The sequence below is a fragment of the Citrobacter sp. XT1-2-2 genome (assembly GCF_023516235.1).
GTDB classification, from domain to species: Bacteria; Pseudomonadota; Gammaproteobacteria; order Enterobacterales; family Enterobacteriaceae; genus Citrobacter; species Citrobacter werkmanii.
This window is the reverse complement of sequence record NZ_CP097324.1, coordinates 1,392,656-1,411,952: the sequence shown is the minus strand read 5'-3', so window position 1 is coordinate 1,411,952 and position 19,297 is coordinate 1,392,656. Positions and strand designations below refer to the sequence as shown.

Genomic DNA, 19,297 nt, shown 5'->3' with positions numbered 1-19,297 from the left:
TCAAGTTAAAGACAAACGCGGAGAAAAACGACACCAGAGGAGATTATTCAGAAAGTGTGGATAGAGGTCAGACAAGTTCAGCTCCGGCGACATTGCATCGCCGGAGTTTGCAGATTAAGGTTCGTCAACGGCCTGACCATCAGGCCAGGCATGCATGACGGCTTTGATAAGCGTCGCCAGAGGAATCGCAAAGAATACGCCCCAGAATCCCCACAGCCCGCCAAAAATAACGACCGACAGAATAATCACCAGCGGGTGCAGATTAACGGCCTCGGAGAACAGTACCGGGACCAGCAGATTACCGTCCAGCGCCTGGATTATCAGGTACACGGCAAAGCAGCTCCAGAACTCGGTGCCAAGCCCGAACTGGAACAACGCCACTCCGACGACCGGAATCGTCACCACAAAAGCGCCGATATACGGGATCAAAACCGAGAACCCCACCAGCACCGCCAATAGCAGAGAATAGTTGAGGCCAAACAGCAGGAAGCCGAGCCAGGTCGCCACGCCGACCACCACCATTTCCAGCACCTTTCCGCGGATATAGTTGGTGATTTGCTGATTCATCTCTTTCCATACCTGTCCCGCCAGTCCGCGATTACGCGGCAGTACCCGACGCACGGCGTTCAGCATCTGACCTTTATCTTTGATCAGGAAGAATACCATCAACGGGACAAGCACCAGATAGACCGCCAGCGTCAGCAATCCGACCAGAGAGGCTAACGAATATTTCACCACCGAATCGCCCATGGTGAGCATCCGCGAGCGCATATTCTCCGCCATCGCATCAATGATGCCCGCATCCATCAGCGCCGGATAACGTCGTGGCAAAGTGGCGGCAAAATCAGATAATTTATTGAGCATACCGGGCATATCGCGGATCAGGTAAATCCCCTGCTGCCACGCGACGGGCATCACGACAAACGCCATCAGCAGCAAAATACCGACAAACACCACCAGCACGATTGATGTCGCCCAGCGCCGTGAACAGCCGATATGTTCCAGCCGTACAGTCGGCCACTCAAGCAGGTACGCCAGCACAATGGCGACCAACAGCGGCGCCAAAAGACCGCTAAAGAAGAACAGGATGCCAAAACCGGCAACCAGAATAATTAGCAGGGCGATGGCCTCGGGGTCGCTAAAGCGGCGGCGATACCATTGCATCAACATTTCGAGCATAAAACCCTTCCATGAACCCAATAGCGGGATTGCGATCCCGAATTGTATCGAAATGTCACAAAAAAGACTTCGCTTTTTATGGCTGATTACGCAAAGTGAAAAGACATTTTTCCTGGGTGTTCATCGTCAGGTTTCACAGTTACACTCCCTAAGCTTGCGGAGTGTGAACGATACTTCACGGCATTGGTCAAATGGCTATCTCAAAAAAGAATACAGGACAGAGGTTATGTTCAGGCAGTTGAAAAAAAACCTGGTTGCTACCCTCATTGCCGCACTGACCATCGGTCAGGTTGCGCCCGCATTTGCTGACCCCGCGGACACCCTGCCTGATATGGGAACCTCGGCAGGGAGTACCCTTTCCATAGGACAGGAAATGCAGATGGGCGATTTTTATGTACGCCAGCTGCGGGGCAGCGCGCCGTTAATTAACGATCCGTTGCTGACCCAATATATTAATAGTCTGGGGATGCGTTTAGTTGCACACGCCGACTCGGTAAAAACGCCCTTCACCTTCTTTTTAATCAACAACGATGAAATTAACGCCTTTGCCTTCTTTGGCGGCAACGTTGTTTTGCACTCCGCACTGTTCCGCTATTCCGATAACGAAAGCCAACTGGCATCGGTTATGGCGCACGAAATTTCCCACGTCACGCAGCGTCACCTGGCGCGAGCGATGGAAGATCAGAAACGCAGCGCCCCGCTAACATGGGTCGGTGCGTTAGGATCCATTTTATTGGCGATGGCCAGCCCCCAGGCGGGTATGGCGGCGCTGACCGGTACGCTGGCGGGTACGCGCCAGGGAATGATCAGCTTTACGCAGCAAAACGAACAGGAAGCGGACCGCATCGGTATTCAGGTACTGCAACGCTCGGGATTCGATCCCCAGGCCATGCCGACATTCCTGGAAAAACTGCTCGATCAGGCCCGTTACTCTTCGCGTCCACCGGAAATTTTGCTGACCCACCCCCTGCCAGAAAGCCGTCTGGCAGATGCGCGTAACCGCGCCAACCAGATGCGCCCGGTCGTCGTCCAGTCTTCAGAAGATTTTTATCTGGCCAAGGCGCGAACCTTAGGCATGTATAACTCTGGTCGCAACCAGTTGACCGATGACTTGCTGAGTAGCTGGTCGAAAGGCAACGTACGCGAGCAACGTGCGGCGCAGTATGGCCAGGCGTTGCAGGCAATGGAGGCCAGTAAATACGACGAGGCGCGTAAAGCGCTGCAACCATTGCTGACGGCCGAACCAAACAATGCCTGGTATCTTGACCTGGCAACGGATATCGATCTCGGCCAGAAGAAAACCGGCGACGCGATTAATCGCCTTAAAAATGCTCGAGACCTGCGAGTCAACCCGGTACTGCAGCTCAATCTGGCAAATGCGTATTTACAGGGCGGGCAAGCCAAAGAAGCAGCCAATATCCTGAATCGTTATACGTTTAACCACAAGGATGACCCTAACGGCTGGGATTTGTTAGCGCAAACGGAGGCTGCTCTCGGCAACCGCGATCAGGAACTGGCTGCCCGTGCAGAAGGGTATGCCCTTGCAGGGCGTCTTGACCAGGCGATTTCGATGCTCAGCAGCGCAAGTTCGCAGGTCAAACTGGGAAGCCAGCAGCAGGCCAGATACGATGCCCGTATCGACCAGTTGCGCCAGTTGCAAGAACGTTTTAAACCGTATACGAAGATGTAATTATCGAACTCTTGCCGGATGGCGATGCTGTAGCGTCGCCATCCGGCAGTATTGTGATGCAAGGAGAAGTCATGTCAGACGCGATTAAAATCTACCATAACCCACGTTGTTCCAAGAGCCGCGAAACGCTGGAATTGCTGAAGTCCAACGGCGTGGACCCGGAAGTAGTACTGTATCTGGAAACGCCAGCAGACGCCGCAACCTTGCGTGAACTGCTGCAGATGCTGGGCATGTCCAGCGCGCGCGAACTGATGCGCCAGAAAGAAGATCTCTACAAGTCGCTTAACCTGGCGGACAAGAATTTGAGTGAAGATGCGCTGATTCAGGCCATGGTTGAAAATCCGAAGCTGATGGAGCGCCCCATTGTGGTTGCCAAAGGCCAGGCGCGGATCGGACGTCCGCCGGAGCAGGTACTGGAAATCGTCGGTTAACCTGAAATCGCCGCACTCTTTTCGGCTGCGGCGTTTACAGTTTCAAAATCTCTTTTACGAACGGAATGGTCAGCTTACGCTGGGCGGTGATCGATGCGTGATCAAGCTGATCCAACGTCATAAACAGCGTACGCATTTCCCGATCCAGACGTTTAAGCAGGAAACGTCCCACATCTTCCGGCAGTTCAAACCCACGAAGCCTGGCGCGTAATTGCAGCGCCTGCAGCTTATCTTCATCGGAAAGCGGCTGCAGCTTGTAGATCTGTCCCCAGTCCAGGCGCGAGGCGAGATCCGGTAACCCCAGATTGAGCTGCCTTGGCGGGCGATCGCCGGTGATCAGCAGACGCGTTTTCCCAGACTCCAGTATACGGTTGTAGAGATCAAAGATTGCCATTTCCCACAGCGAATCACCGGCCACACATTCGATATTATCGATGCATACCAGCGATAAATGCTCCATACCGTCGAGCACCTCGGGAACAAACCAGGTGCGCTTATCGAGCGGCACGTAGCCTACCGCATCGCCGCGCGCAGACAGTTCCGCACAGGCTGCATGCAGCAAATGACTACGGCCAGCGCCTTCACGCGACCAGAGATAAATATACCCGCTATGTTCCTGACGCAGCACGTTTTGCAGTGCAGCCAGTAAAGAGGAGTTATCCCCCGGCCAGAAACTTGCAAACGTTTCGTCGTCAGGAAGATAAAGTGGCAAAGAGAGCTGTGCCGGTGTGTTCAGAGATACCTCAACCCAGGATTTCATAAAATCGCGTTGAGTTTAACACAGAAATGCGTCGCGATAGAACCGGGCAGCGATGCCGCCCGGTCAGAGACTTACTGTTGCGGGCTGTCTGCATCTTTTGCGTCGAGCACCACTTCTTCCGGACGCAGCAGGCTGATGACTTTAAAAATCAGGCTCAGGCAGACACCGACGATGGTCGCCAGCGCCATGCCTTTCAGCTCTGCGGCGCCAATGTGAACTTTCGCGCCACTCACGCCAATGATCAAAATGACCGAGGTCAGGATCAGGTTCTGAGCTTTGTTGTAGTCAACTTTTGATTCGATCAGTACGCGAATACCGGAAGCACCAATCACGCCATACAGTAACAACGATACGCCGCCCATGACTGGCAGCGGGATGATTTGGATCGCCGCCGCCAGCTTGCCTACACAGGAAAGCAGGATGGCAAAAATCGCGGCGCCGCCAATAACCCAGGTACTGTAAACGCGGGTAATCGCCATTACGCCGATGTTTTCGCCATACGTGGTGTTCGGCGTAGAGCCGAAGAAACCGGAGATGACCGTAGACAGGCCGTTGGCGAACATAGAGCGATGCAAACCAGGATCGCGAATCAAATCTTTTTTCACGATATTTGCCGTCACTACCAGGTGTCCGACGTGTTCAGCGATAACCACCAGCGCAGCAGGCAAGATGGTCAGAATAGCAACCCATTCAAAACGCGGCGTGTAGAGAGTCGGCAGCGCAAACCAGTGCGCCTGGGCAATCGGCGTAGTGTCCACAACGCCCATCACGAAAGAGAGCGCATAACCGGCCAGCACCCCAATCAGAATCGGGATAATCGCCATAAAACCGCGGAACAGTACGGAGCCAAATACCGTCACCGCCAGCGTCACCATCGAGATGATGATGGTTTTCGAATCCGGTAATTGCCCTTCAGCAGGCAGTAATCCCGCCATGCCCGCAGCAACACCTGCCAGCTCCAGGCCGATGACGGCAACGATTGCGCCCATCGCCGCCGGAGGGAACATCACATCCAGCCAGCCGGTGCCTGCTTTCTTAACGATGAAAGAAACCAGGCAGAACAGGACGCCGCACATAATGAAACCGCCCAGCGCCACTTCATAACCTAACGGCAGCAGCAGCAGCACCGGAGAAATAAACGCAAAGCTGGAACCGAGATACGCGGGAATTTTACCCTTACAGATAAAGAGATACAGCAACGTACCAATGCCGTTAAACAGCAAAACGGTAGCCGGGTTGATGTGGAACAGAACTGGCACCAGTACCGTAGCGCCAAACATGGCGAACAGGTGCTGCAAACTAAGCGGGATTGTCTGTAAAAGCGGCGGTCTTTCACTTACCCCGATAGCACGGCGCGTCATAGTGTTTTCCTCTGAGTGTTGTTTGTTATTAGCGATTAGGTTGTTGTATTCAAAAAAAAGCCGACTCTTAAAGTCGGCTTCTTTTCACTTATTCGTTTACTTGGTACCAAAAATCTTATCGCCAGCATCGCCAAGCCCCGGAATAATGTATCCGTGCTCGTTCAGTCCCTGATCGATGGAGGCCGTGTACAGCTCAACATCCGGGTGCGCTTTTTCCAGCGCCGCGATACCTTCCGGCGCAGCAACCAGCACCAGCACTTTAATGCTGGTGCAGCCAGCATTTTTCAGCAGGTCGATGGTGGCGATAACGGAACCGCCGGTCGCCAGCATCGGGTCTACGATCAGCGCCATACGCTCATCGATGTTAGAAACCAGCTTCTGGAAATACGGAACCGGCTCCAGCGTTTCTTCGTTACGGTACATACCGACAACGCTGATACGCGCGCTCGGAACGTTTTCCAGTACGCCTTCCATCATGCCCAGACCGGCACGCAGGATTGGCACAACGGTGATTTTTTTACCTTTGATTTGGTCTACTTCAACCGGACCGTTCCAGCCCTCAATGGTCACCTTTTCGGTTTCCAGATCAGCGGTTGCTTCATAAGTCAGCAGGCTGCCAACTTCCGAGGCGAGTTCACGAAAGCGTTTAGTGCTGATATCGTTTTCACGCATCAGTCCCAGCTTGTGTTTGACGAGTGGGTGTTTGACTTCCACGATCTTCATACTCTTCTCCTTTCCTCAGACGAGTGGCAACCACAAAAAAAATCGCCGGATTATACCGCTTTTCGTCTCTGGCGCAACACTGCATCCGCTTGATATGGATCAACCAAAGTCGTTTGCGTCTGTATGATGAGTATAAAACAAGCCCCGCACTCATAGCGGAGCTTGTTATCAATACTATGAATTTTAAAGATATTTAGCATTAGTCTGGATGACGTTTTGATACCATGAAAAAGATTTCTTAGGCGAGCGTGCTAATGTCCCAGTACCGTCATTATTTTTATCGACGTAGATAAACCCGTAGCGTTTTTTCATCTCCCCCGTCCCGGCCGAGACTAAATCAATACACCCCCACGGGGTATATCCCATCAGTTCCACGCCATCTTCCACCACCGCTTTTTTCATCTCACGTATGTGGGCGGCAAGGTAGTCGATACGGTACTGGTCGTTGACTGTACCATCGCTCTCGCGCACGTCGATGGCGCCAAATCCATTTTCGACAATAAATAGCGGCAGTTGATAATGATCCCAGAACCAGTTCAGCGAATAGCGCAGACCGACCGGATCAATCTGCCAGCCCCAGTCCGATTTTTGCACGTACGGGTTAGGTACCAGACTTTTCGACTCATCGTAATCCAACTGGGGGTTATCCGCCGTAGCCTGCGTCGCGAAAGACATATAGTAGCTAAAACCGATGTAATCAACGCAGCCCAGGGCCAGCGCCTGACGGTCTTCCTTGGTGATATCGAGTTCAAAGCCACGGCGAGCAAAGTAGTTGAGAAGATGTTGCGGGTATCTACCACGCACATGCACGTCGGTAAACCAGTAACGACGGTGCATGGCGTTCATCGCCATCATCATATCGTCTGGCGCGCAGGTCAGCGGGTAGATTGGACACATGGCAATCATGCACCCTACCTGCAACGCGGGGTTAATTTCACGCGCGGTCTTCACCGCCAGCGCGCTTGCCACCAGTTCATAGTGCGCAGCCTGGTACATGACCGGCTCGCGATCTTCACCTGGCTGGTACTTCAGACCAGAATTAGTAAAAGGGGCGAAGTCTTCGTGATAATTCGCCTGGTTGTTAATCTCATTAAACGTCATCCAGTACTTCACTTTGTGCTGATAACGCGTGAAAACCACCCCGGCAAAACGGACAAAGAAATCGATAAGTTTACGATTGCGCCAGCCGCCGTATTCCGTCACCAGATGGTAAGGCATCTCAAAATGCGACAGCGTAATTACCGGCTCAATGCCATATTTCAGACATTCGTCGAACAGATCATCATAAAACTGCAGGCCAGCTTCATTGGGTTGCGCTTCATCGCCTAATGGGAAAATACGCGTCCACGCAATGGAAGTACGAAAACATTTAAAGCCCATTTCAGCAAACAGCTTTATGTCCTCTTTATAGCGGTGATAAAAATCAATCGCCTCATGGTTAGGGTAATTTTTACCGGCGATCACACCGTCAGTAATTTCACGCGCCACACCATGCGCCCCCGCCGTCATCACATCAGCAACGCTAATTCCCTTTCCACCTTCCCGCCAGCCACCTTCCAGTTGGTGAGCGGCTACAGCGCCCCCCCACATGAAATCTGCTTTAAATCCAGACATACCTTCCCCCTATCATGATTACCCTGTTCAACACACTCTCGGTGAGGTCCGTAACAGAAAACAGAAACCGGTTTCAGTACGATACTGCGCATTTGGCTGGCTGGTTTCAAGCACAAGAATGTACCCGGTTTCATTTTCGTGGCGCGATTCAAACAAATAGATAAATGACTGTAAAATGCTGAAAAAATCAGCAGATAAAACTTGATGCAGAGCAGGCTCGCAAACGTTTGCTTTCCCTGTTAGAATTGCGCCGAATTTAACTTTTACTGCAAGTAAACATGTGGGGAAGCAGGCAGTGACCGATAAAACCTCTCTTAGCTACAAAGATGCCGGTGTTGATATTGATGCAGGTAATGCTCTGGTTGATCGAATCAAAGGCGTAGTAAAGAAAACGCGTCGCCCGGAAGTGATGGGTGGTCTGGGTGGCTTCGGTGCGCTGTGCGCATTGCCGCAAAAATATCGTGAACCGGTACTGGTTTCCGGCACGGATGGCGTAGGTACAAAACTGCGTTTGGCGATGGATCTGAAACGCCATGACACGATTGGCATCGATCTGGTCGCGATGTGCGTCAACGACCTGGTGGTTCAGGGCGCTGAGCCGCTGTTTTTCCTCGACTACTATGCGACTGGCAAACTGGATGTGGATACCGCAGCCAGCGTCATTAATGGTATTGCCGAAGGCTGTCTGCAGTCAGGCTGTGCGCTGGTGGGCGGTGAAACGGCTGAAATGCCGGGCATGTACCACGGCGAAGATTACGACGTGGCTGGCTTCTGCGTTGGCGTCGTCGAAAAATCCGAGATTATCGACGGTTCAAAAGTGGCTGACGGCGACGTGCTGATTGCGCTCGGCTCCAGCGGCCCGCACTCCAACGGCTACTCCCTGGTACGTAAAATCGTTGAAGTCAGCGGTTGTGACCCTGAAACCACCGAGCTTGAAGGCAAGTCGCTGGCCGATCACTTACTGGCCCCGACCCGTATTTACGTAAAATCCATTCTGGAGCTGATCGAGAAGGTTGATGTGCATGCCATCGCCCACCTGACCGGCGGCGGCTTCTGGGAAAATATTCCGCGCGTCCTGCCAGACAACACGCAGGCAGTGATCGACGAATCCTCATGGCAGTGGCCAGCCGTCTTCACCTGGCTGCAAACGGCGGGTAACGTCAGCCAGCACGAGATGTACCGTACCTTCAACTGCGGCGTAGGCATGGTCATCGCCCTGCCAGCTTCGGAAGTGGACAACGCCCTCGCTTTGCTCAATGAGAAAGGTGAAAACGCATGGAAAATCGGTATCATCAAAGCCTCTGATTCCGAACAGCGTGTGGTCATTGAATGAAAAACATTGTGGTGCTCATTTCCGGTAACGGAAGCAATTTGCAGGCGATCATCGACGCCTGCGAACAGAAAAAAATCAATGGCACCATACGGGCAGTATTCAGTAACAAGGCCGATGCGTTCGGCCTTGAACGTGCACGAGAAGCGAATATTCCGGCGCATTCGCTGGAGGCCGCTCAGTTTGCCAGCCGCGACGCATTTGACCGCCAACTGATACAAGAGATTGACGCCTACGGCCCCGATGTCGTGGTGCTGGCCGGTTATATGCGCATCCTCAGCCCGGCGTTTGTCGCTCACTATTCGGAACGGTTGCTGAATATCCACCCGTCTTTATTGCCGAAGTATCCCGGTTTGCACACGCACCGTCAGGTACTGGATAACGGCGATGAAGAGCATGGAACCTCCGTCCATTTTGTTACTGATGAACTGGACGGTGGACCGGTTATTCTCCAGGCCAAGGTTCCGGTATTTGAAGGCGACAGCGAAGATGACGTCACTGCCCGGGTTCAGGCCCAGGAACATGCGATTTACCCGCTGGTGGTAAGCTGGTTTATCGATGGTCGCCTGAAGATGCGCGATAACGCAGCATGGTTGGACGGCGTTCGCCTGCCGCCGCAAGGCTACGCCGCCGACGAATAATCACATCTTCCGGTAGGCCTGATGGCGCTTCGCTTATCCGGCCTACTATTCTTCCCCCCTTTCTCTTTGCTATCAGACAGTTTATTGTCATATTTTTCTGGCACAGTTGGACATCTGAGAGCAATGCTCGCCATAATAAATCGGTAGTGTCCCGTGAATGAAACGGAGTAAAAGTGGTAATGGGTCAGGAAAAGCTATATATCGAGAAAGAACTCAGCTGGTTAGCGTTTAACGAACGTGTACTCCAGGAAGCTGCTGATAAATCAAACCCGTTGATCGAACGGATGCGTTTTTTAGGCATCTATTCCAATAACCTCGATGAGTTTTACAAAGTTCGTTTTGCCGAACTGAAGCGCCGAATCATCATTAGCGAAGAACAGGGTTCAAACTCTCACTCCCGCCATCTGCTCGGCAAAATCCAGGCCCGCGTATTAAAAGCCGATCAGGAATTTGACGGCCTGTATAACGAATTACTGCTGGAGATGGCGCGTAACCAGATTTTCTTAATCAACGAACGCCAATTGTCGGTGAATCAGCAGAGCTGGTTACGCCATTACTTCAAGCAATATCTTCGCCAGCACATTACGCCGATTCTGATTAACCGTGAGACGGATTTAGTCCAGTTTCTGAAAGATGACTATACCTATCTGGCGGTGGAGATTATCCGCGGTGATACGATCCGCTACGCGCTGCTGGAAATCCCTTCGGACAAGGTTCCCCGTTTTGTGAATTTGCCGCCGGAGACCCCGCGTCGCCGCAAACCGATGATCCTGTTGGACAACATTTTACGTTATTGCCTTGACGATATTTTCAAAGGGTTCTTTGATTACGATGCGCTGAACGCCTATTCGATGAAAATGACCCGCGACGCGGAATACGATTTAGTGCACGAGATGGAATCCAGCCTGATGGAGCTGATGTCATCCAGCCTGAAACAGCGTCTGACCGCCGAGCCTGTGCGCTTTGTTTATCAGCGAGATATGCCTAATGCGCTGGTCGAGGTGCTGCGTGAAAAACTGACCATTTCTCGCTACGACTCCATCGTTCCCGGCGGGCGTTACCATAACTTCAAAGACTTTATTAACTTCCCCAATGTTGGCAAAGCTAACCTGGTGAATAAACCACTGCCCCGTCTGCGTCACATCTGGTTCGATAACGAGAAATTCCGTAACGGATTTGATGCAATCCGCGAGCGTGATGTACTGCTTTATTATCCGTATCACACCTTTGAACATGTCCTGGAACTGCTGCGTCAGGCCTCCTTCGACCCAAGCGTACTGGCGATAAAAATCAACATCTACCGTGTGGCAAAAGACTCGCGCATCATCGACGCGATGATCCATGCCGCGCATAACGGTAAGAAAGTCACTGTCGTCGTGGAACTGCAGGCACGCTTCGATGAAGAAGCCAACATTCACTGGGCCAAACGTCTTACCGAAGCGGGCGTTCACGTCATCTTCTCCGCCCCAGGCCTGAAAATTCACGCCAAGCTGTTTCTTATCTCACGTAAAGAAGGCGATGAAGTCGTGCGCTATGCGCATATCGGGACCGGGAACTTCAACGAAAAAACGGCGCGCCTCTATACCGATTACTCATTGCTTACCGCCGATTCACGCATTACTAACGAAGTTCGCCGGGTGTTCAACTTCATTGAAAACCCATATCGTCCGGTAACATTTGATTATCTGTTGGTTTCTCCGCAGAACTCACGTCGCCTGCTGTACGCCATGATCGACAAAGAGATCGCTAACGCACAGCAAGGGTTACCTTCAGGTATTACGTTAAAACTGAATAACCTGGTCGATAAGGGTCTGGTGGATCGTCTCTATGCGGCCTCAGGCTCGGGCGTGCCGGTCAATTTATTGATTCGCGGTATGTGTTCTCTGATCCCGAACCTTGAAGGCATCAGCGACAATATTCGCGTTATCAGCATTGTTGACCGCTACCTCGAACATGACCGGGTTTATATCTTTGAGAACGGCGGCGATAAGCAGGTGTATCTCTCCTCGGCTGACTGGATGACAAGAAATATCGACTATCGTATCGAAGTCGCTACCCCACTACTTGATCCACGCCTCAAGCAACGCGTGCTGGATATCATTGATATTCTGTTTAGCGATACGGTGAAGGCTCGCTTCATCGATAAAGAACTGAGTAATCGCTACGTGCCACGTGGAAACCGCCGTAAGGTTCAGTCACAATTGGCGATTTACGACTACATCAAATCACTCGAGCAACCTGACTAACGATATGCCAATACACGACAAGTCACCACGACCGCAGGAATTTGCTGCGGTCGACCTGGGTTCAAACAGTTTTCATATGGTCATTGCCCGCGTGGTTGATGGTGCAATGCAAATCATCGGACGACTGAAACAACGCGTACATCTGGCGGATGGGCTCGGCGCAGACAACAAGCTGAGCGAAGAAGCAATGGAGCGCGGATTAAGCTGTTTGTCGCTTTTCGCCGAACGACTGCAAGGTTTTCCCCCGTCGAGCGTATGTATCGTGGGAACCCATACTCTACGTCAGGCGCTGAACGCGACCGATTTTCTCAAGCGCGCAGAAAAAGTTATCCCCTACCCGATTGAGATTATTTCTGGCAATGAAGAAGCACGTCTGATTTTTATGGGCGTTGAACACACCCAGCCGGAAAAAGGCCGCAAGCTGGTTATCGATATCGGCGGCGGTTCAACGGAACTGGTGATCGGCGAAGATTTCGAACCCAAACTGGTCGAAAGCCGCCGTATGGGCTGCGTTAGTTTTGCTCAGATGTATTTCCCGGGCGGCGCTATCAGTCGGGAAAACTTCCAGCGCGCCCGCATGGCGGCAGCGCAAAAACTTGAAACGCTAACCTGGCAGTTTCGCATTCAGGGCTGGAACGTTGCGCTGGGCGCGTCGGGTACCATTAAAGCGGCACACGAAGTGCTGCTGGAGATGGGGGAGAAAGATGGTTTTATCACCCCCGAACGTCTGGAAAAACTGACCGCTGAAGTGCTGAAGCACGCGTCATTCGATGCGCTCAGTTTGCCGGGACTGTCAGAAGAACGAAAAGCGGTGTTTGTACCTGGGCTTGCTATTTTGTGCGGCGTTTTTGATGCGCTGGCTATCCGTGAACTTCGGCTGTCCGATGGCGCGCTACGTGAAGGCGTGCTGTATGAGATGGAAGGCCGTTTTCGCCATCAGGATGTACGCAGCCGCACCGCCAGCAGCCTGGCGAATCAGTACAACATTGACAGTGAGCAAGCCCGGCGTGTGCTGGAAACCACCATGCAGATGTATGACCAATGGCATATTCAGCAGCCAAAACTGGCCAATCCCCAGTTGGAAGCGTTACTGCGCTGGGCTGCAATGCTGCATGAGGTTGGGCTGAATATTAACCATAGCGGCCTGCATCGCCATTCTGCTTACATTTTACAAAATAGCGATTTACCGGGATTCAATCAGGAACAGCAACTGATGATGGCAACATTAGTTCGTTACCATCGTAAAGCGGTGAAACTTGATGATTTACCCCGCTTTACGCTGTTTAAGAAAAAACAGTTTCTGCCGTTAATCCAGCTATTGCGTCTGGGGGTATTACTGAATAATCAGCGTCAGGCGACAACCACGCCGCCGACCCTGACCCTACTAACCGAAGACAACCACTGGACCTTACGCTTCCCACATGACTGGTTCAGCCAAAATGCGCTGGTACTGCTCGATCTGGAAAAAGAGCAGCAATACTGGGAAGCGGTAACCGGCTGGCGTCTCAGAATTGAAGAAGAAAGCTCACCCGATATCGCAGCATAAGCTCTTAACAGGTGCCGGCTCGTCTGGCACCTGCTCTTCCAGCGTTTCGCGCAGCGGCAACGGTTTGCCAATCAAATACCCCTGCAGGTAATCAATTCCCAGCGAAATCACCGCGCTGCGTATTTCTTCGCTTTCGACATACTCCGCAACCACCAGCATTCTTTTCATCCGCGCCAGATGACAAATGGAGGCCACGATTTGGTAATCGAGGCTGTTCGAAACGATATTACGAATAAAACTGCCGTCAATTTTCAGGATATCGGCATTCACATTTTTCAGTCGCGCATAGCTGGCATATCCGGTGCCAAAATCATCAATCGCAATCTGACAGCCCAAAGATTGCAGCTGTAGTAACGTCGCCTGTGCCTGTTCCGCATTGGTTAAGGCATTGCTTTCCGTCACCTCAAAGATGAGTTGCCAGGCTTCAACTTTGTATTTCGTCAGTAACTGATTGATGTCATGCGGAAGCCGGGCACGGCATACCGATGTAGGTGATAAGTTAATAGCAAACCGACGGGCAGGCATTTGTTCCCGATTCCGCGCCATAAATTTCAGCGTGTTTTCAATCACCCACATGTCGATGCTGGATGACAAACCAAACTCGTGCGCTACCGGCAAGAAATTATCCGGAGCGATAGTTTCACCGTCATCCCCATGAAGTCGCAGCAGAATTTCATGATAGACATCACCACGCACGCCAGCGATCGGCTGTGCCATCAGGAAAAAGCGATTGTGCTCCAGCGCCTGCTGCAGACGGTTCATCATCGCAACCTTATCTTTCAGGTCACGTTGCAAGTGCATCACGCCGCGTCGCTGCATATTTTCTGGAGAATTGGTCGCCAGAGATATTTCGGCAATGGTGCTTAACTCACCGAGCAATAAATAAATGTGGTTAACCGGAGCGCGAACATAGCAAAAGCTGATGCCAACCTGCGGCTGTAAAGGCATGCCATCCCAGATAAAGCGGAATTGCTTAATATGCCTGTCCAGGGCTTCAATGCGCTCCTGATGAGCCTCTGTGTTAAAACGCAAAACGAGATCATTACCCGATAATTGATAGACATGCTCATCCGGTTCCAACAGAGGTGTTATCCACTGAGCGAGCTTTTGCTTGTACTGGATACGCAGCATAATGCCGTAATTTTTCACCAGCAGTTCCATGCCGGGCACGCGCAAAAAGCAGAGCACTGACCAGGGCGCTTTTTTCAAATCCCGATTCAACGCACGCAAGTTTGGAATATGTACCATTGGATCATAGAATGCCAGACGATGGTTCCGTCGGGTAACAAACCGCTGGCGCGTTGCCAGTACGGCAATGAAATTCACTATAAAGGAGAAAACCAGATAGCTCGATGAGGTAATGGCAAGCTGGGTATCATAGCCCGAATACCAGGGCATATAGCGCTGATAATAATGAATTGCAGTAATAAGTACGACTGACCATATCAACGAAATAAATCTATAACCGTAACGCATTGCGCCCCATAGCATAACGGGCAGTAACAGTGATAAGGTATAATTCGTGCTAAATATTGAGCTTTGTTCATTTAGCGGCATACACAACATTGACATAAATGCGGCCAATATAATCGACCAGACTGCAAGCTCTGTTTTGGTAACTTTGCTGTCAAACTGCTGCTTTAACTGAGAAAAATAGCCTCTCAGGTGCAATGGATTGCGAATCGTTCGAATAATAAGATAGCACAGTGGTACCCCAACCAGATTCCCCGCCAGCATAGCCTGATAATTGATTAACGTGCCGGTGTTAAAGGGCATTACGCCCACCATGCCTGATTTGCTCTCATAGACGCCCACAAAGGCGGCAAACTGGAAGAGAATCAGAAACAGCGTTGCCGGGCAGAACACCTGCCAGAACATTCGCTGAAACATCAGGTGAGAATCGCCGTGGGAAACATTGTTGCGTCGGGGAACGAATACCTTATACCCGCCCCAACTAAGCACTAGCGTAACTATAAAGTGAGAAATTATTGAGAGTGTTTCAAATAGTCCAACCTGCGGATATTTATACCAGATTATGGAAATGATAATTCCTGGCAATGCCGCCCAGCCAAAAAAGAGCATCAGACTAATCATCAGCGCCAATGGCAGATAGAAAAGTATTACGGTCCCCGTACTAATATGGGCATAGGTGTTGGCAGTGCTCAATATAGGCAACAGCAAAGAAGGCAAGATGAGAGGTAACGCCCACCATCTATCTCTAATACCAATATATTTTTTATTGAGTTTCATAGATGCTCAGTAGAATCCCACACATCCTGTAGGGGGTATTCAGACAGGCATCCCACCTGACTTTAAATCGTTAAAGTAATACATCATATTGATTCATCAATTCTAGTTGTCAGCAAAGGCCGACGTTTGATACATATCAAAAAAAATGCCCCTCATTAATCAATTATTACTCTTTTCATTATTTTTTATCGTTAATTCATTATTCGCGCAAATAATCATATTAATTTCCATAACATAAGGGGATAAAACAACTGAAGCAATTTTACATAACGAAGAATTGACCATTCCCTCGCAGTATGCCTTAATGTGAGTATCGCCCATGTCGGGTACACTACAAGGAACCTTTTGTGAGCCAGGTTACCAGCCTACGCAAACGACACCGATTTAACAGTCGCATGATCCGGATCGTACTGCTTATCAGCTTCCTCTTCTTCTTCGGACGCTTCGTCTACTCCGCCATTGGTGCGTGGCATCACCACCAGGACAAAAAAGAATCTCAGCAGCTAACCCTGCCGCAACAGACCTCCCCAGCACAAACAGCCCCACGTTAATCGCTCGCAGACCGCGTTGATGTCCTGACCCTCAAGATTCCTTACCGGATGGCTAATCGTCTGACAGTTAACCATCCGGTAAGGGATTTGTGTTCCCTCCCGTCACTACTTTTATAATGCCACATACTCCCCCAGCAAATCATTTTTTGATTTCCGCACAATTACACAATATTTTCGCTCCTCGTCACCACACTATTCGCACTGAGTTACTATGTTTCTGTGTATTGGAGATAATAAACGTAAACACAGTTCAAATAGTCACTCACCGATAGCATTAGTTAATATAAATAACGCACACATTAATATTTAAAATGTAATTACATATATATAAGATTTTGGCTTTTTATATTCAACAAGGTAATACGATGCAGGATTTTACATTAATCCCAAAAATTCGAAGCGGTATTGAATGACTCACTGGGCACAGCGATGCTATCCAACATCGCCGCTGGTGTATTGTTGGTTTCCCTGCGACCTTTCCGCGCCGAAGAAATCGTGCAGATTGGCACTGTCACCGGGACAGTTGAAAAAGTGCATCTTTTCTCAACCACCCTACCCACCGCTGATAGTAAAGAGCTGGTGATCTCTAACGGCAAAATCATCGCTGACAATATTGCCCCCCGTTTCGCCGCACCGACCAGGTCGATTGTCGATGAAAATACGCTGACCGGGGGGTATTTCCTCTGCTGGGCCGCATTAGCGTTGATTAATAGCTTAAAAACCCACTCTTAAATAAAATTTGAAAATTAAATGCTAAAAAGGAGACCGTAAATATCATCATCGTTACATGTTTCCAGGTCTCACATTACAGGCTACAAAAAACAACCTCCCCCCCTCCCCAACATATCTGTACAATACTCTCTATCGTTTTCTATGCTTTATTCATGATGAAGGAATCCATAAAAATGGAACAACCGGTCAAATGTGACCCACATATCCTGTCGTTACTGAAAAAAACCTCCCTCAATCACATTGACTATCTGGTCGACGTTTTGACAGACAACGGCAAGGGCCGGGTAGCATTATCATCGTCCGTTAAGGACTTACTACTCGAAGAGAAGGCAGAACGGGACTACAGCGAGCATGGACTGCGGCATCTGCTACATGAATTGCAGGAATATGGCGGACACTCGCTCGTTAATATTTTCCGCAGTGAGCCGTTGCCTTATTCTGAGTTATTAACCGATGTTCATAAAAAGCTCAATGGCAAAGACAGCAAGAAAAAAAATAACGCCACAAAAGAGCGGGAAATCGTCCTAAGTTTGTTTGGTGATGACTGGCAGTCATTAGCCGATCATGAACGTTGGGAGCGCTGCACAGAAACGAAAGTTGTCTCCGGTTTTTTCAAGATGCAGGATAATCTGCGCATCAACGATAAAGGGGTTGTTATCGGCCTGTCAACTGCGGCAAGCGTAGCGGCATTTGCCGCACTCCGCTTACATCCCGTCACTGCTATCGTCAGTACGATTGGCCTTGCTAACCAAACGCTTGGGGAGGCATACCGGGTAACAATTCCTTTCATTGCCCATATCGCGATGCTCAACATGCTTTACTCGCCCAAAGTAGCGCAGTAAAAATACCGTAACTAACCCAGCAGAATTCACCCTATGTCAACTTTAGCGAACAACAATCAGATAGCTGAGCAAGAAGCGGCCTTCGAGGTGGACATCGTCGACGCGCAAAATAATGCCCTGGTGAAAATACACAGCCAGCCTGGATACTGGCAAGATATTACGCAACAGGACTCGCAGACGGAACTTGATCCCAGCAGCATTTCACTCTTGAACCACTGGCTCAGTAGCGTACCCACCGTCGCCACTGCCGTTGCAGGTAACGCGACACAATTAATGACCTGTTCTTTCGAATACAGCCAACTGGTACAGGCGAAAGATGGCAGCGGAGCAATCGGCGCGGTACTTAATCCAGACACCAACAAAATTGGCGCGCAAGCCCGATTTCACGAAGCTGAAAATCTGAAGTCGCTGGTCAATGCCAGCCTGGTTTTTAATATCGCGTCACAACTTCTGGCCCAAAAACATCTTGCCGATATTAATGAGAGGCTGCGGATCATCGAACAAAAGATCGATTCGATTAAAAGCCATCTTGAACAATCGCGCCTCGCGAAGATCCAGGCTTTCCATGAACATCTCAATATTATCGGTTTATTACTGAGCCGTAATGACATTATCACCAAAGAGTCGCTACTCAACCTGGCCAAAAGCGCGCAGGAAGTACGCTCGCAGGTTAAGCATCTTGAAAAGGATATCACTCAGGCATATCGAGAAATTGAACAATTTGAACCAACCAGTTGGTTTGGATCTGACGATCTCCGGGAAGCGCTCAAACTGAAAATAAGCAATGTTGAACGGTTGCAGCGTGAGTATCTGACGGGTATGCAATGTTTGTTGGTGGCTAATCTCATCCTGTTCATCAAGCATGACGGCAACCAAGAATTTGTCCTGACAAGCGAAGTATATTTAAAAGAACTGAATGCCAGCAACGGCATATTTCAGCAATGGGAAAAAATAAAACGTAAAGTCGCCCATCATCTCAGCAAGATGAAGCCGTTATTTGAACGAGCAAGCAGCACCCAGGCAAATGCCTTACAGGTAGAACGCAAGCTAAATCAAACGGATAATCTGCTTAACACTGATAACGTTTTACTTACACAACTCGGCGAACGCATCCAGGCAGCCCAATCACCGCAGGTATTGTTAGAGATTGTGGATAATAAGGTGCTGAGAGGTCGCTTTTTGCGTTAGCACACCGATGCTAACTAACCGTCCAGAATTGGCTATACAATACGAGATGTCGCGGCTGGAAGCAGCGGCATCTCATCAACCAAGCGGGTGAAGGCGTGCTGGCTGTGATTTCCACAAATTATTGATATTTGGCAATCTCATTCTAATGACGATCAACTTGAAATATACGCTGTAAATTCCGCAAAGAATATATCCAGTTTTAGTAATAAGCAG

General features: G+C 50.2%; 15 protein-coding genes and 1 pseudogene. 10 read left to right on the top strand and 6 right to left on the bottom strand.

Going from position 1 to position 19,297, the window contains the following annotated elements; translation table 11 throughout:
- Positions 1-114: 114 nt before the first annotated feature.
- The gene (locus M4I31_RS06715) at positions 115-1,179 is read right to left on the bottom strand and encodes an AI-2E family transporter (protein WP_006683504.1); all 1,065 of its coding nucleotides are present in this window, start codon (positions 1,177-1,179) and stop codon (positions 115-117) included.
- Between the two features lie 226 nt (positions 1,180-1,405).
- Here M4I31_RS06715 and bepA point away from each other — a divergent pair, with 226 nt between their 5' ends.
- A complete protein-coding gene (gene bepA, locus M4I31_RS06710; RefSeq protein WP_069324469.1) occupies positions 1,406-2,869 on the top strand; it encodes a beta-barrel assembly-enhancing protease in 1,464 nt (487 codons plus the stop codon).
- 71 nt (positions 2,870-2,940) lie between these two features.
- Positions 2,941-3,300 carry an arsenate reductase (glutaredoxin) gene (gene arsC / locus M4I31_RS06705; RefSeq protein WP_003037937.1) on the top strand — a complete coding sequence of 120 codons (360 nt, stop codon included), beginning with the start codon at positions 2,941-2,943 and terminating at the stop codon, positions 3,298-3,300.
- Between the two features lie 34 nt (positions 3,301-3,334).
- On the opposite strand, the gene M4I31_RS06700 is transcribed toward arsC, so the two are convergent.
- The 4 genes from M4I31_RS06700 to M4I31_RS06685 all read right to left on the bottom strand — a co-directional run bounded on the left by M4I31_RS06700 (position 3,335) and on the right by M4I31_RS06685 (position 7,758).
- On the bottom strand, positions 3,335-4,036 hold the full coding sequence (locus M4I31_RS06700) for a DnaA inactivator Hda (protein WP_211924219.1): 702 nt from the start codon (positions 4,034-4,036) through the stop codon (positions 3,335-3,337).
- 95 nt (positions 4,037-4,131) lie between these two features.
- Positions 4,132-5,421 carry a uracil permease gene (gene uraA, locus M4I31_RS06695; RefSeq protein WP_038642578.1) on the bottom strand — a complete coding sequence of 430 codons (1,290 nt, stop codon included), beginning with the start codon at positions 5,419-5,421 and terminating at the stop codon, positions 4,132-4,134.
- Between the two features lie 96 nt (positions 5,422-5,517).
- Positions 5,518-6,144: a uracil phosphoribosyltransferase gene (upp, locus tag M4I31_RS06690; RefSeq protein WP_038642580.1), complete on the bottom strand. Its 627-nt coding sequence runs from the start codon at positions 6,142-6,144 to the stop codon at positions 5,518-5,520.
- 183 nt (positions 6,145-6,327) lie between these two features.
- Positions 6,328-7,758, bottom strand: coding sequence for a 6-phospho-beta-glucosidase (locus M4I31_RS06685; protein ID WP_085049256.1), 1,431 nt, complete (start codon positions 7,756-7,758; stop codon positions 6,328-6,330).
- 295 nt (positions 7,759-8,053) lie between these two features.
- On the opposite strand from M4I31_RS06685, the gene purM reads away from it, so the two are divergent.
- From purM to ppx, 4 genes are all read left to right on the top strand, one after another.
- The gene (gene purM / locus M4I31_RS06680) at positions 8,054-9,091 is read left to right on the top strand and encodes a phosphoribosylformylglycinamidine cyclo-ligase (RefSeq protein ID WP_069324467.1); all 1,038 of its coding nucleotides are present in this window, start codon (positions 8,054-8,056) and stop codon (positions 9,089-9,091) included.
- Positions 9,088-9,729, top strand: a complete 642-nt coding sequence (gene purN, locus M4I31_RS06675) for a phosphoribosylglycinamide formyltransferase (RefSeq protein ID WP_085049257.1) — start codon at positions 9,088-9,090, stop codon at positions 9,727-9,729. The genes purM and purN overlap by 4 nt, the downstream gene beginning before the upstream one ends.
- A 179-nt stretch (positions 9,730-9,908) precedes the next feature.
- Entirely contained in the window at positions 9,909-11,975 is a 2,067-nt protein-coding gene (gene ppk1 / locus M4I31_RS06670; RefSeq protein WP_038642588.1) for a polyphosphate kinase 1, read from the top strand.
- A gap of 4 nt (positions 11,976-11,979) precedes the next feature.
- Positions 11,980-13,521 (top strand): exopolyphosphatase, encoded by a 1,542-nt coding sequence (gene ppx, locus M4I31_RS06665; RefSeq protein WP_085049258.1) that lies wholly within the window; start codon positions 11,980-11,982, stop codon positions 13,519-13,521.
- On the opposite strand, the gene M4I31_RS06660 is transcribed toward ppx, so the two are convergent.
- Entirely contained in the window at positions 13,501-15,771 is a 2,271-nt protein-coding gene (locus tag M4I31_RS06660; RefSeq protein ID WP_085049259.1) for a sensor domain-containing phosphodiesterase, read from the bottom strand. The two genes, ppx and M4I31_RS06660, sit on opposite strands and share 21 nt — an antisense overlap.
- 347 nt (positions 15,772-16,118) lie before the next feature.
- Here M4I31_RS06660 and M4I31_RS06650 point away from each other — a divergent pair, with 347 nt between their 5' ends.
- The 4 genes and pseudogenes from M4I31_RS06650 to M4I31_RS06635 all read left to right on the top strand — a co-directional run bounded on the left by M4I31_RS06650 (position 16,119) and on the right by M4I31_RS06635 (position 19,084).
- Positions 16,119-16,322: a YfgG family protein gene (locus M4I31_RS06650; protein WP_071888163.1), complete on the top strand. Its 204-nt coding sequence runs from the start codon at positions 16,119-16,121 to the stop codon at positions 16,320-16,322.
- Between the two features lie 432 nt (positions 16,323-16,754).
- Positions 16,755-16,970, top strand: a pseudogene (locus tag M4I31_RS06645) (mechanosensitive ion channel domain-containing protein); the annotation flags it as partial.
- A 257-nt stretch (positions 16,971-17,227) separates the two neighbouring features.
- Positions 17,228-17,896 carry a hypothetical protein gene (locus M4I31_RS06640; RefSeq protein ID WP_085049260.1) on the top strand — a complete coding sequence of 223 codons (669 nt, stop codon included), beginning with the start codon at positions 17,228-17,230 and terminating at the stop codon, positions 17,894-17,896.
- Positions 17,897-17,929: 33 nt separating this feature from the next.
- Complete coding sequence (locus M4I31_RS06635) at positions 17,930-19,084, top strand: hypothetical protein (protein ID WP_085049261.1); 1,155 nt, start codon at positions 17,930-17,932, stop codon at positions 19,082-19,084.
- The last annotated feature ends 213 nt before the right edge of the window (positions 19,085-19,297 follow it).